Source organism: Arcobacter rhizosphaerae (genome assembly GCF_049472155.1).
GTDB lineage: Bacteria > Campylobacterota > Campylobacteria > Campylobacterales > Arcobacteraceae > Arcobacter_B.
This window is the reverse complement of sequence record NZ_JBMOVW010000004.1, coordinates 14768-28757: the sequence shown is the minus strand read 5'-3', so window position 1 is coordinate 28757 and position 13990 is coordinate 14768. Positions and strand designations below refer to the sequence as shown.

General features: G+C 27.7%; 17 protein-coding genes. 11 read left to right on the top strand and 6 right to left on the bottom strand.

Annotated features, from left to right (window positions below):
• Positions 1-7 precede the first annotated feature (7 nt).
• Entirely contained in the window at positions 8-490 is a 483-nt protein-coding gene (locus ACH5BH_RS07680; RefSeq protein WP_404305346.1) for a SixA phosphatase family protein, read from the bottom strand.
• A gap of 165 nt (positions 491-655) precedes the next feature.
• Between ACH5BH_RS07680 and htpX the strand changes: the two genes are divergently transcribed.
• Positions 656-1498 (top strand): zinc metalloprotease HtpX, encoded by an 843-nt coding sequence (htpX, locus tag ACH5BH_RS07675; protein WP_423297961.1) that lies wholly within the window; start codon positions 656-658, stop codon positions 1496-1498.
• Positions 1499-1580: 82 nt separating this feature from the next.
• Here htpX and aroC read toward each other — a convergent pair whose 3' ends face one another.
• The 4 genes from aroC to ACH5BH_RS07655 are packed head-to-tail and all read right to left on the bottom strand — an operon-like array spanning position 1581 to position 4818.
• Positions 1581-2660 carry a chorismate synthase gene (aroC, locus tag ACH5BH_RS07670; protein WP_423297960.1) on the bottom strand — a complete coding sequence of 360 codons (1080 nt, stop codon included), beginning with the start codon at positions 2658-2660 and terminating at the stop codon, positions 1581-1583.
• Positions 2660-3337, bottom strand: coding sequence for a ribonuclease III (gene rnc / locus ACH5BH_RS07665; RefSeq protein ID WP_423297959.1), 678 nt, complete (start codon positions 3335-3337; stop codon positions 2660-2662). The genes aroC and rnc overlap by 1 nt, the downstream gene beginning before the upstream one ends.
• 13 nt (positions 3338-3350) lie before the next feature.
• The gene (gene rnhA, locus ACH5BH_RS07660; protein ID WP_423297958.1) at positions 3351-3794 is read right to left on the bottom strand and encodes a ribonuclease HI; all 444 of its coding nucleotides are present in this window, start codon (positions 3792-3794) and stop codon (positions 3351-3353) included.
• Positions 3769-4818 (bottom strand): tetratricopeptide repeat protein, encoded by a 1050-nt coding sequence (locus ACH5BH_RS07655; protein ID WP_423297957.1) that lies wholly within the window; start codon positions 4816-4818, stop codon positions 3769-3771. The genes rnhA and ACH5BH_RS07655 overlap by 26 nt, the downstream gene beginning before the upstream one ends.
• Positions 4819-4902: 84 nt before the next feature.
• Here ACH5BH_RS07655 and dnaG point away from each other — a divergent pair, with 84 nt between their 5' ends.
• The 7 genes from dnaG (at position 4903) to fmt (ending at position 10636) form a co-directional block, all read left to right on the top strand.
• Positions 4903-6537: a DNA primase gene (gene dnaG, locus ACH5BH_RS07650; protein ID WP_423297956.1), complete on the top strand. Its 1635-nt coding sequence runs from the start codon at positions 4903-4905 to the stop codon at positions 6535-6537.
• 78 nt (positions 6538-6615) lie between these two features.
• Positions 6616-6999 (top strand): Rid family detoxifying hydrolase, encoded by a 384-nt coding sequence (locus tag ACH5BH_RS07645; RefSeq protein WP_404305333.1) that lies wholly within the window; start codon positions 6616-6618, stop codon positions 6997-6999.
• 128 nt (positions 7000-7127) lie between these two features.
• Complete coding sequence (gene rplU, locus ACH5BH_RS07640; RefSeq protein WP_254576007.1) at positions 7128-7445, top strand: 50S ribosomal protein L21; 318 nt, start codon at positions 7128-7130, stop codon at positions 7443-7445.
• A 25-nt stretch (positions 7446-7470) separates the two neighbouring features.
• Positions 7471-7725 (top strand): 50S ribosomal protein L27, encoded by a 255-nt coding sequence (gene rpmA / locus ACH5BH_RS07635; RefSeq protein ID WP_404305331.1) that lies wholly within the window; start codon positions 7471-7473, stop codon positions 7723-7725.
• Between the two features lie 128 nt (positions 7726-7853).
• Positions 7854-8945 (top strand): GTPase ObgE, encoded by a 1092-nt coding sequence (gene obgE, locus ACH5BH_RS07630; RefSeq protein WP_404305329.1) that lies wholly within the window; start codon positions 7854-7856, stop codon positions 8943-8945.
• On the top strand, positions 8942-9706 hold the full coding sequence (gene proB, locus ACH5BH_RS07625; protein WP_404305327.1) for a glutamate 5-kinase: 765 nt from the start codon (positions 8942-8944) through the stop codon (positions 9704-9706). The genes obgE and proB overlap by 4 nt, the downstream gene beginning before the upstream one ends.
• Before the next feature lie 9 nt (positions 9707-9715).
• Positions 9716-10636 carry a methionyl-tRNA formyltransferase gene (gene fmt / locus ACH5BH_RS07620; RefSeq protein WP_423297955.1) on the top strand — a complete coding sequence of 307 codons (921 nt, stop codon included), beginning with the start codon at positions 9716-9718 and terminating at the stop codon, positions 10634-10636.
• A 17-nt stretch (positions 10637-10653) separates the two neighbouring features.
• On the opposite strand, the gene ACH5BH_RS07615 is transcribed toward fmt, so the two are convergent.
• On the bottom strand, positions 10654-11547 hold the full coding sequence (locus ACH5BH_RS07615) for an AEC family transporter (protein ID WP_423297954.1): 894 nt from the start codon (positions 11545-11547) through the stop codon (positions 10654-10656).
• Between the two features lie 63 nt (positions 11548-11610).
• Here ACH5BH_RS07615 and ACH5BH_RS07610 point away from each other — a divergent pair, with 63 nt between their 5' ends.
• Genes ACH5BH_RS07610 through ACH5BH_RS07600 form a run of 3 tightly spaced genes read left to right on the top strand, consistent with a single transcriptional unit; the run spans position 11611 to position 13900 of the window.
• Positions 11611-12246 (top strand): biotin--[acetyl-CoA-carboxylase] ligase, encoded by a 636-nt coding sequence (locus ACH5BH_RS07610; RefSeq protein WP_404305322.1) that lies wholly within the window; start codon positions 11611-11613, stop codon positions 12244-12246.
• A complete protein-coding gene (locus ACH5BH_RS07605) occupies positions 12243-13019 on the top strand; it encodes a ParA family protein (RefSeq protein WP_404305320.1) in 777 nt (258 codons plus the stop codon). The genes ACH5BH_RS07610 and ACH5BH_RS07605 overlap by 4 nt, the downstream gene beginning before the upstream one ends.
• Positions 13020-13042: 23 nt before the next feature.
• On the top strand, positions 13043-13900 hold the full coding sequence (locus ACH5BH_RS07600) for a ParB/RepB/Spo0J family partition protein (RefSeq protein ID WP_423297953.1): 858 nt from the start codon (positions 13043-13045) through the stop codon (positions 13898-13900).
• The last annotated feature ends 90 nt before the right edge of the window (positions 13901-13990 follow it).

The window sequence follows — 13990 nt, the reverse complement described above, 5'->3', positions numbered from 1 at the left end:
TCTCTTTTTATTCTTCAGGTTGTATATAAGATACAAGTTTTGCATTTTCTTTTGAAATATCTATCCATGAATTACAGTCAAACTCTATTTCTACAATAGCACCCATTTGTATTTCTTCTTTAAATCCTGCCAATGTTAGAGCAAGAGCTGTTAAAGATGGATTATGTCCTACTAAAATCATATTTTCAACTGTATCGAATGTGTATGTTATTGTTTCTTGAAGTTCATTTAAATATGCCATATATAAAACTTCATTATACATAATGTTTTTAGTATACCTTAAAGTTTCAGCATATATTTCAGAAGTTTGTCTTGTCCTTTGTGCTGGACTAGAAACAATTAAATCTATTTTTACACTTTTATTAAAAAGATGTTTTGCCATTTTTTTACAATCTTCTATACCTTTTTGACTTAGAGGTCTATCATAATCATCTTGTTTTTCTTTTTTTATTTCTTTTTGTCCATGTCTTACAATATACAATTTTTTCATTTTTTACTCTTTAAATAATCTTGATAAATTTTAAAGAAAGTTAGCTTTTTTTGAGGTAAAATTTTATCATTAATATAAAAAATAAGTCTTTATGTATTTATTTTTGCTTGTTAAATATTTATTAAAAAATATTTGCTAGAATAAACATAGATAAAAGGAGTAATTATGGAACAAATTAAAACAGTATTTTTATTAAGTTTATTAACAGTCTTATTTGTTTTTATAGGCTATGCCTTTGCAGGTACTACAGGTATGTTATTTGCATTTCTAATAGCAGCAGGTATGAATTTTTATGCTTATTATTATTCTGATAAGCAAGTATTAAAACAGTTTAATGCGACACCTATAGAAGATATTAGACACCCTATATATAGAATTACTCAAAAGTTAGTTCAAAAAGCTAATTTACCTATGCCAAAAGTATATTTAATTCCAGATCATACTCCTAATGCTTTTGCTACAGGAAGAAACTATGAAAATGCTGCAGTAGCTGTTACTATGGGGTTATATGAAATGCTAAATGAACAAGAATTAGAAGGAGTAATTGCTCATGAATTATCTCATATTAAACATTATGATATTTTAATTGGAACAATAGCTGCTGTTTTTGCAGGTGCAATAGCAATGCTTGCAAATATGATGCAATTTAGTGCAGTATTTGGAAGTAATAGACAAAACTCTAATCCAGTAATGATGATTATAATGGCCATTCTACTTCCTCTTGCTGCAACAATTATTCAAATGAGTGTAAGTAGAAGTAGAGAATATATGGCAGATGAGGGCGCAGCTAGAATGACAAATAATCCTTCGGGTTTACAAAGTGCTTTATCAAAACTTGAAAGTTATGCTAAAAGAGGGCAAGTTCATAATGCTACACAACAAACTGCACACATGTTTATAGTAAACCCTTTTTCGGCTAAAAATGCTTCTTTTTCTAATTTTTTTAAAACACATCCTAGTACAGAAGATAGAATTGCTAGATTGGAAGAATTAAAACAAGAGCTTTAATATAAATAATTTTAGACATAAAAAAAGCATCCCTTGACCAAAGAGATGCTTAAGAATATAATTATATATAAAAAAGTTTAAACTATGCTTTTTTATATACTTTTTTTACGTTTTCTATTTTTGAAGACATATTAAGTAAAGCCATATCAGCTAATACAAGTGCCATCATAGATTCAGCAACTACACTTCCTCTAACTGCTACACAAGGGTCATGTCTTCCTTTTAATTCACAGTCAACTTCATTATTATGTATGTCAACTGTTTCTTGTTTTATAAAAATTGATGGTGTTGATTTAAAATATACTTTTACATTTATATTATCACCATTTGAAATACCACCAAGAATTCCTCCTGAATGATTTGTTTTAAAACCATCTTTTCTTATTTGGTCATTGTTATCATAACCTTTTACTTTTGAGCTTAGAGTTCCATCTCCAATTTCTACAGCTTTAACAGCATTTATACTCATCATTGCATTTGCTATTTGTGAGTCAAGTTTAAAATATAGTGGCTCTCCTAAACCTATAGGTGCACCTTGGACATTTACAAGAGCAACCCCACCTACAGAATTGTGTTTGTTTTTTGCTGCTAAAATTGCATCTTTTTGTGCTTGCTCCACATCTTTATCTAATGCAAAAATTTCTGAATCTGCTACTTTTGAGAAGTCATAGTTATTTGCTTCAATTCCATCAATTGCACAAATACCACTTTGAACTTTAATATCAAGTTCTTTTAGCATTAGTTTTGCTATAGCTCCTGCTGCAACCCTTGCTGCTGTTTCTCTAGCACTTGATCTTCCTCCACCTCTATAATCTCTTGTGCCATATTTATTAAAGTAGGTAAAGTCTGCGTGACCTGGTCTAAATAAATCTTTTACATTTGAATAATCTTTTGATTTTTGGTTTTCATTAAAGATAACCATAGAAATTGGAGTACCAGTAGTAATTCCTTCAAATACACCAGAAAGAATTTCAACTTTATCCCCTTCTTTTCTAGCTGTTGCGTATTTATTTTGTCCAGGTTTTCTTCTATCCATTTCACTTTGAATAAAATCTTCATCTATTTTTATACCTGCTGGAACACCATCAACAATACAACCTAAAGCTTTTCCATGTGACTCACCAAATGTAGTAAACTTAAATTTATGTCCAAAGCTATTCATTAGTTAGTTCCTTTTAACTTATTTATCGCAATTTTAGCTACGGCTTGTTGTGCTAGTTTTTTGCTTTTCCCTTTTGCTGTTCCATAAGTTTCACCATCAATCCAAATAGATACTTCAAACTCTTTTTTATGATCAGGACCGTAAGAACCCTCTATTTTATAAACAGGGATTGAACCAAATTTAGCTTGTGTTATCTCTTGTAAAGCTGTTTTATAATCACTAAATAATACATCAAGATTAATTTTATCATAAGACTCTTCTAGTAGTTTTAATATTATTGGTTTTAATGTTTCTAAACCTGATTCTAAATAAACAGCACCCATAATTGCTTCAAAAGCATCTGATAAAATTGAAGCTTTACTTCTACCCTTATTTCTTTCTTCTGCTGTAGATATAAATATGTATTCTCCAAGTTTTATCTCATTAGCTAATTTTGTAAACCCAGTCTCATTTACTAAAGAAGCTCTAATTTTTGATAATTCACCCTCATTTGATTTTGGAAATTTTTTAAATAAATATTCCCCAACTATTAAGTTTAATACGGCATCTCCTAAAAATTCTAATCTTTCATTATTATATGGTTTTTTAAAACTTTTATGAGTAAGTGCTTCGATTATCAGATTTTTATCTTTAAACTGATAACCCAAACACTTTTCTAATTTTGTATAATCGCTCATTTTTTTCCTCTCTTTATTGATTATCTCTTAATTGTTCTGCAAAGGTTCTTGCAAGTATATCACATCTTTCATTATGTTCATGACCATCATGACCTCTTACCCATGTTGCACGTATTCTATGTGGTTTTGAAACTTCTATATACTCTTTCCACAATTCAACATTTTTAACAGGTTTTTTACTAGCATTTTTCCAGTTATTTTTAACCCATCCTGTAAGCCATTCGTTTATAGCCTTAACTACATACGTTGAATCAGATATCACGTGAACATCACAAGGCTCTTTTAAGGCTTTCAGTCCTTCAATCACACCTTTTAATTCCATTTTATTATTTGTGGTATTCATTTCTCCACCACAAAGTTCTTTTTCTTTTCCCTTAAATTCAAGAATTGTACCCCAACCACCAGGGCCTGGATTACCTAAACTTGAACCATCACTGTAAAGATTGATTTGCTTCATCAAATCCCTTAGATAAATTATGTTTTACATTAAAAGTTAAAATATTATGGCAATGTGGACATCTTGTATCATAAACAGGATGAACATTTTTACAACTTGAACAAATAAACTCAAAATCTAAAGTAGCATTTGTTTTATGTTCATGCTTATTTAAAGCAATAAGTATATCAAAAACAAAATCTTCACTATGGTTTAAATTATCAAGATATCCTTTTGCATTATAAAGTTCTACAAGAAATTCATTTTTGTAAACTTTTTCAAAATTGATATCGTCAAAATTTAGGTACCACATTAAATCAGTGAAGTTCTTAACATCAAATTTATCTACATTTTCCCAAAAAAAAGGTTTATTAAATTGTAATAGGAACTCTGCAAATAATCTTTGAATACTTGGATTATCTAAAAATATTTTATATAATAAATCACTTCTTTTTTCATAAGAATAAACAGGGTCATTTATAATTATTAAAGCATCCAAATATACTTTATCTTTTTGCATATTTTCATTTAATTCTTCTAAACAAGCAGTAACTTCTTTAGCTTTTTCAAACTCTTTTAATTTCTCATGAATAATTAGAAGCTGTGTTAAAGCATTTTTATTTCTTGGGGAAAATTTTAAAATTCTTAAGAATATATCTTTTGATCTTTGTAAAAAACCACCTTTGAAATATGTAGCTCCAAGTAGTTCTAAAAGTTCTTCTTTTTTAACTCTATCTTTTACATGTTCTAGTAAAGTTAAATATACATTTATTGCTTTATTATAATTCCCTTTATGTAAAAATGTTGAAGCCAAAAGTAAAATTGAATCAAAAGGTAAATTATAAGTTTTATAAAGATGAACATAATCTTCTTCTTTTAATTTTCCAAGTTCAAATCTACGAGAAAGTTTTCTATAATCTTTTCTAGCTACTCTTTCTTTATAAATACCATAAGAGTAGGTAAAAAATGAGATTAAAAAGATTAATGCAACAAGTATAATAAGCCCAAAGAGTGGGTCTCTATACTCTAAAACTATATTGTCCAACGCTTACCTTTTACCATACTTTTAATATAAGTAGGTATATTAACATAAAAGTTCATATAAAATAATAAAAGTGTATAATACCTTATGATAAAAAAAGAATCAATAGATAATTTAAAAAATCACCTTGATGTTGTAGATGTAGTATCTCAATTTTTAGAATTAAAAAAATCAGGAGCAAACTTCAAAGCTTGTTGTCCTTTTCATGGAGAGGATACACCTTCTTTTGTGGTAAGCCCAGCAAAACAAATCTATCATTGCTTTGGTTGTGGGGTAGGTGGTGATGCTATAAAGTTTGTAATGGAATATGAAAAATTGTCATATCCAGAAACTTTAGAAAAATTAGCTTCCATGTACAATGTTCAACTTGAATATGACAATGTAAAACAAAAAAAACAAGATGTTAGAGTACTTGAAGATGTTAATAGATTTTATCAAAAGTTATTTATAAATAATAAGACTGCCAAAGAGTATATTAAAAGTAGAGGTATTTCTGAGTTTTTTATTGAAAAATTTGAAATAGGTTATGCTCCTAAATCCAATGATACAATTAATTTTTTAAAAGCAAACCATTATAATTTAAATGAAGCAATTGATTTAGGTGTAATTGATACAGGAACAAATGGCTTATATTCAAGATTTATTGAAAGAATCACATTTCCTATTTATGCAATAAATGGAAGAATTGTAGGTTTTGGAGGTAGAACTATAACAGGACATAATGCTAAGTATGTAAATTCACCTCAAACTAAACTTTTTAATAAATCAAGATTACTTTATGGATATCACTTAGCAAAAGAGAATATTTATAAAAAAAATAGACTAATAGTTTGTGAAGGATATTTAGATGTTATTATGCTTCATCAAGCTGGTTTTAATACCGCAGTTGCCACATTAGGTACAGCTTTAACAAAAGAGCACTTACCTCTTATTAGAAGGGGAGAGCCAAAAGTAATTCTTGCTTATGATGGTGATAAAGCAGGTCTTGCAGCAGCTTTTAAGGCTTCTGTCATGTTATCACAAAGTGAATTTGAGGGTGGTGTTGTTATTTTTGGCGAAGGCAAAGATCCTGCTGACATGGTTAAAGATGCTAAGATTGAAGAGCTTGATAAAATGTTTAATACTCCTCAAGATTTTATTTCTTATAGTATTGATTACATTGTGTCTAAGTACGATATAAATAATGCTTCCCAAAAGCAAAAAGCATTAATTGAAGCAAATGATTATTTAAAATCATTAGGTATTCTATATCAAGATGAGTATAAACGTTATATAGCTCAAAAGTTAAATATTAGGGAAAATTTAGTAAAAGTTTCAACTGACATAAGTAGACCTATTCAAGTTGATTTATCAAAAGTAAATATTCAAGAACTATGTATTATAAAAGCTATTTTAGAAAAACCAGAAAGATTAGATACAGTACTAGATTTAGTTGATTCTTCAATGTTTGAAATACATAAAAATGAGTTTGAATTATTATTATCTGATATAAATAATATTTCATTAAATTCGATAGTTTTAAATGAAAAACTAGAAGATTATAATGATGAAAGATTAGAAAAAGAACTTTTAATTCTTTTATATAAGTTTTATACTAAAAAATTAAATGAATTAAAATATGATAAAACATTATCTTTAAGAGAAAAAGGATCGCTTTTAAGAAAAACGCAAGATGCTTTAAGACAACTTAAACAAGGTAGGCTTGTAACTTATGATTTATAATTAATTTTTCTTTTAATTTTTTTAGTAGAATAATTTATGTAGAATTGCTGTAAAAGATAAAGAAAGAAGGAAATTAAAATGAAATTTATAGAAAGTGATAATTTACCAGCTGCTATTGGACCATATTCACCTGCTGTAAAAGTAAATGGAATGATTTATACATCAGCACAGGTTCCAGTGACTTTAGATGGGACTTTAGTAGAAAGAGATATAAAAGTACAAACTAGACAAGTTTTATCAAACTTAAGAACATTATTAGAAGATGCTGAAAGTGGAATGAATAATGTTGTAAAAGTATCTATTTATCTAGAAAATATTGAAGACTTTGGAGTTGTAAATGTATTATTTGCTGAAGCATTTGGTGATCATAAACCTGCAAGAAGTACAATATCTACTCAAGGATTACCATTGAATTCTTTAATAATGATTGATGCAGTTGCTACTGCAAGTGACTATCATTAAGCAAATAATCAACCTGACTTAAACAAAGTTTAAAGTAAAATAAGATAGTATTCCGGTTCGAAAAATAAAGTTAGCATGAATTGTCAACGAGAAGTTAGCACATAGAACTGAATATTAGAGGAAGAAAAATGTACGCAATTATTAAGTGTGGTGGAAAACAGTATAAAGTTTCTGAGGGAGATATCCTTAACATTGATTATACTGGTAAAGCTGCTAAAGAAACTTTAGAAATCACTGATGTTTTAGCTGTAAACGATGGTGAATTAAAAACTGGTGATGCTGTATCAGCTGCAAAAGTTGAAGCAGAAGTAGTTTTAGATGGTACTGGTGTAAATAGAGATAGAAAAGTTATTATTTACAAAAAAAGAAGAAGAAAAGATTCAAAATTAAAAAGAGGTTTTAGAAAAAGCTTCACAAAAATTAGAATCACTAAAATTGCTGCTTAAGCAATAAATTCAAGGAGATAATAGTATGGCTCACAAGAAAGGTCAAGGATCTACACAAAATAATAGAGATTCAGCTGGAAAAAGACTTGGTGTTAAAAAGTATGGTGGAGAAACAGTAAGAGCTGGTAACATCATCTTAAGACAAAGAGGAACAAAAGTACACGTTGGTGCAAACGTTGGAATTGGAAAAGATCATACAATTTATTCTTTAATTGATGGTGTTGTTAAATTTGAAACTAAAGATAAAAAAAGAAAAAAAGTTTCAGTTTACGCTTCATAATTTCTAAAAGAAAAATGATTTTAAAGGGTGTATGGCTTTTTGCCTGCACCCTTTTTTTATATAACAATGTAAAATAAAAAGTTAATAGTAGTTGATTTTTTATTTTACATATACCGTGGAGGTTTATAATGTTTATTGATAGTGCCAAATTTTCAGTTTCATCAGGTAAAGGTGGACAAGGATGTGCTTCATTTAGAAGAGAAAAATTTGTAGTAAAAGGTGGTCCTGACGGGGGAGATGGTGGAAAAGGTGGAGATGTTTACTTTATAGTAGATAACAACACTGATACTTTATCTTTTTATAAAGGAAGAAAAGTTTTTAAAGCTGATAATGGAAAACAGGGAATGGGATCAAGAATGACAGGAAAATCAGCTGATCCTTTAATTCTTACTGTTCCTCCTGGAACTCAAGTTATTGATGAAGATACAGGTGAACTTTTATTAGATTTATTAAATGAAGGTGAAAAGGTAAAACTTTTAGAAGGTGGAAAAGGTGGATTAGGTAATGTTCACTTTAAAAACTCAAGAAATCAAAGACCAACTTATTTTCAACCAGGTCTTCCAGGTCAAACTAAAAATATTAGATTAGAGTTAAAACTTATTGCTGATGTTGGTTTAGTTGGATATCCAAATGTTGGTAAATCAACTCTTATTTCGACTACATCAAATGCAAGTCCAGAAGTAGCTAATTATGAATTTACAACATTAACTCCAAAGTTAGGAGTTGTTGAAGTTGGTGATTATAACTCTTTTGTAATGGCTGATATTCCAGGGATTATTGATGGTGCAGCTGATGGTAGAGGATTAGGTTTAGAGTTTTTAAAACATATAGAAAGAACAAAAACACTGCTTTTCTTAATTGATGTAGCTAATTATAGAACTATGCTTGATCAATATAATGTATTAAAAGAAGAAGTTAGTAAATTTTCAAATGAATTATCAACAAGAAATTTTGCAATTGCATTAAGTAAAACAGATGGATATTATGGAGAAGATTTAGAGGGTGATATTAAAAAATTTATTACTGATATTGGTTTAGAAGAATCAAAATCAAATGAGTTTGGATTTGATAAAGAATTACCTTATTATGTTCAAGATTTAACTTATAATAGATTTGATAATAGTAAGCCTTTTTTTGTTTTACCAATTTCTTCTATCACAAGAAAAAATATTGAAGCTATTAAATTCTCATTATACAAATTATTGGAACAAGGAAAATGAAAAGACTTGTAATAAAAGTAGGAACTGCTGTATTAACAGAAAATGGACAACTAGCAATCCAAAGACTATCAGCTTTAGTTGATTTAATTGCAAAATTAAAAAATGATAAGAATTATGAAGTGATTTTAGTATCATCAGGTGCTGTTGGAGCTGGTTTTACATCATTGCAACTTGATAAAACTCAAATTGCTAATAGACAAGCTTTAGCTGCAATAGGTCAGCCTCTTTTATTAAAAAATTATAAAAAAAGATTTAAAGAACACAATATTACTTGTGCACAAATGCTTTTAATTGCAGATGATTTTGATTCTAGAAAAAGAACAAAAAATGCACAAAATGTAATGAAAATTTTACTTGAAAATAAAATTTTACCTATTATAAATGAAAATGACGTAATAGCAAATGATGAACTTCTTTTTGGTGATAATGATCAATTAGCAGCTCATGTAGCATATCATTTTAAAGCAGATATGTTAGCAATATTAAGTGATATTGATGGGTATTATAATAAAAATCCTAGAGAATTCAGTGATGCAGTTATGTTAAAGGTTGTTTCATCTATAAATGAGGAAGAGTTACAAATGAAACATACTGCAAACTCTGAGTTTGCTACAGGTGGAATAGTTACAAAGTTAAAAGCTGCTGATTTTTTAATGAAACATAATATACCAATGTATTTATCCTCAGGATTCGATTTAACAAATGCTTATGATTTTTTAGTTGATGAAAATCATAAAAGTGGAACAATTTTTAAGAAATAAAGGTTTAAAATGTCAAAAAAAGTTTTATTTATGGGAACACCTGATTATGCAACTAAGATTTTTGAAGAGTTGCTAAATAGTGCTTATGAAGTTGTAGCTTTATTTACTCAGCCAGATAAAAAAGTAGGTAGAAAACAGGTCTTAACTCCTCCTCATATAAAACAATTTTGTATCGATAAAAATTTAGATATTCCTATTTTTCAACCAGAAAAGTTAAGAAATAATGATGAAGCTAAAAATCAAATTCAAAGTTTTAATCCAGATTTTATTATTGTTGCTGCTTATGGACAAATATTACCTAAAGAAATTTTAGAAATAGCCCCTTGTATAAATCTTCATGCATCTTTACTTCCTAAATATAGAGGAGCAAGTCCAATTCAAGAATCACTACTTAATGATGATAAATATACCGGTGTTACTTCTATGTTAATGGAAGAAGGATTAGATAGTGGAGATATTTTAGGCTTACAATATTTAAAAATAACGCCTGAGATGGAAGTTACAGAAGCTTTTAATAAACTTTCTGTAATCGCAGCAAAGTTAACTATAACTACTTTAGATAACTTTGAAAATATAAAACCTAAAAAACAAAACAATGCTGAAGTTAGTTTTTGTGGTAAAATCAAAAAAGAAGATGGTTTAATTTCTTTTGTGGATGCAAAAAAAGTATATTTGAAATATAAAGCATATAGTTTTTGGCCAGGAGTTTTTTTAGAATCAAAACTTAAAATAAAAGATATAAAACTTATAGAAACACAATCTTTAAATAAAGAAGGGGAAATATTAGAAATTAATTCTGATAATATTGTAGTAGGGTGTAAATATGGCTCTTTAAAAATTCTAACAATTCAAGCACCATCTAAAAAAGCAGTATCATCAGTTGATTATATAAGAGGACAAAGATTAAATTTAAGAGATATTTTATCTTAAACTAAAATACAACATATTTATCCTAAATATGTTGTATATGCTGTAATAGTAAACAGACTTAATAGTACTCCCAATACTAAAGAGTTAATAGCAATTTTTTCATCTAAACCACCTTTTATAGCAAGCACAGTAGCCATTGTCATAGGTGGCATAGCAACTTCAATAATTGTAACTTTAACCCATGTTTCCTCAATTCCATAGAATAACTGAAATCCTAAAAGTACAATAATAGGAACAATTAACATTTTTAAAATCATTACCATTGAAACCACATGAAATTTTGAAAAAATATGTTTTAACTCAAGTTTCATTCCTATGGCAATCATTGCAATAGGAACAAGTGTTGCTCCTAATGTTTCAGATGTAAGAATTAAGAAGTTTGGTACTTCAAAATTTTTTGCTATTACAGTAATTAAGAACATAATTGAAGGTGGAAATAAAAACACACTTTTAAATATTGATTTAACATTATTTTTTCTTCCACTACCCCAAGTAATTATAAACATACCAATAGAAACTAATAATAAAAAAGAACCAAATAAATCATATATTAACCCATATACAATATAATCTTGACCATAAAAAGCATCAATATAAGAAAAGCCTATGAAAGAAGTATTACCAAATGTTGCCATAATCATAAAAGTAGCAAGTATTAGTTTATCTAATTTCATTAATCTTCCAATAAAATATGCAAGAACTAAATTAAATAAAATAAAACCAATAAACATTAATATAAGACTTAGAATTCTATCATCAAGTGTTAAAGGATAAATTTTAGAAAATACTATTGCAGGAAGTGAAAAGTAAATTATAAATTCAATTAATTGTTTAGAATTGTCATGAAAAACAACTTTAAATAAATACCCAAGAAAAAGATATAAAGCTATTGGTAAAACTGGATCTAACATAAGTGCCTTTTTAAATGATTATATTTAATACAATCTTGTAAAGCAATAATGTATAATAATCAAATGAAAATTATAAGATTAAATAAAGTAGATTCTACTCATTCATACTTAAAAAATTATATAAATAATAATGAGTTAGATGAAATAACTTGTATCGTAACAGATCAACAGACTAATGGTATAGGAAGTAGAGGAAATTCTTGGACAGGAAAAAAAGGAAATCTTTTCTTTTCTTTTGCATTATGTAAAAACTCTTTGCCCCAAGATTTGCCTTTACAAACATCTTCAATATATTTTTCATTTTTATTGAAAATAATATTAAAGAAAAGTGGTTCAAAAGTATGGCTAAAATGGCCTAATGATTTTTATATTGATGATAAAAAAATTGGTGGTACTATTACAAATTTAAATAAAGATATTGTTTTATGTGGTATTGGATTAAATTTGATTGAAGTAAGTAAAGAATTTGGAAAATTAGATATTGCCATAGATAGGGAGGTATTATTAGAAAACTATTTTTTTGAATTAAAAAAACAAATTTCATGGAAGCAAATTTTTAGCGACTATAAGATAGAATTCGATAAGAGTAGAAAATTCCAAGCAACCATTGATAACGAAAAAATTCCATTAAAAAATGCAATACTCAATAGTGATGGTTCAATTAACTTAAATAATAAAAAGGTATTTAGTTTACGATGACAGAAATTATTTCAATAGCTAACCAAAAAGGTGGAGTAGGTAAAACTACTACAGCTGTAAATTTAAGTGCTGCACTTGCCCTAGAAGGTAAAAGAGTACTATTAATTGATGCTGACCCACAAGCTAATGCAACAACATCATTAGGTTTCCAAAGAGATACTTATGAATATAACATTTATCATGTAATGTTAGGTACAAAAGAGTTACCTGAAATTATGTTAGACTCAGAAATAGAAAACTTAAAAGTAGCTCCTTCTAATATTGGATTAGTTGGAATAGAAAAAGAGTTCTATAAAAATATGAAAGATAGAGAATTAGTTTTAAAAAGAAAAATTGATCCTGTAAAAAAAGATTTTGATTATATTATTATTGATTCACCTCCTGCATTAGGACCAATCACTATTAATACATTAAGTGCTTCAAATTCTGTATTAATTCCAATTCAATGTGAGTTTTTTGCATTAGAAGGATTAGCTCAATTATTAAACACAATTAAATTAGTGAAACAAACTATTAATAAATCATTACAAATAAGAGGTTTTTTACCAACTATGTATAGTTCTCAAAATAACTTATCAAAGCAAGTCTTTGCTGACTTAGCACAGCATTTTGAGAGTAAACTATTTAAAATTGATGATAGTTCTTATGTTGTTATCCCAAGAAATATTAAACTTGCAGAAAGTCCAAGTTTTGGGAAACCAATCATGTTATATGATGCAAGTGCAACAGGTACAAAAGCTTATACAAATCTTGCAAAAGCAATTGCAGGTTAAAAATCTAATTAGGAAGAGAAAATATGGCATTAGGTAGAGGATTAGGAGAATTATTAGGTGAAGTTGAAACTGCTTATGAAACTTCAAATACAAATAATGAAAGTAAAGACACAATGGAATTGGATGTATCATTAATAAGTACAAATCCATATCAACCTAGAAAAATATTTGATGAAGAAAAGTTAAAAGAATTAAGTGATTCTATCATAGAACATGGTTTGTTACAACCTATTATTGTTATTCAAAAAGATGATTTTGAATATGTTTTAGTTGCAGGGGAGAGAAGATTAAGAGCTCATAAGTTAGCAAACCTTGATAAAATTAAAGCATTTATAATAGATGCTGATGAAATGAAATTAAGAGAACTTGCCTTAATTGAAAATATTCAAAGAGATGATTTAAATATTGTTGAACTTGCATATTCTTATGCTCAATTAATAAATGAACATGATTTAACACATGAAGAATTATCTAAAAAAGTTTTTAAGTCAAGAACATCAATTACAAATACTTTAAGACTATTACAATTGTCGTCTTATGTACAACAACTATTAGCTAATAGTAAAATTAGTGCAGGACATGCAAAAGTTATGCTTGGTCTTACTGATGAAGATCAAAAAATGGTTGCAGATTCAGTAATTGGTCAAAAATTATCTGTAAGAGAAACAGAAAAATTAATTAAAGATTTGAAGTCAAAAAACAATCCTGAAGTAAAAAAGAGTAAAAAAGTAACAACTTATGACTTTAATCCACTTAAAGATGTAGTAGAAACACTTAAAAGTAGCGATTTAAAGGTAAAAGCTGAAAAGAACTACTTCAAAATAGAAATAAACTCACAAGAAGATATTGATAAGATTTCTTCTTACTTTAAGTTACAATAGTAACAAAAAATAAAATTTTAAAACGTAATTTATTCCTTTAATATTACTTTATATTTAACTTTGCTAAAATATACGAGTTTTAGTTAAACT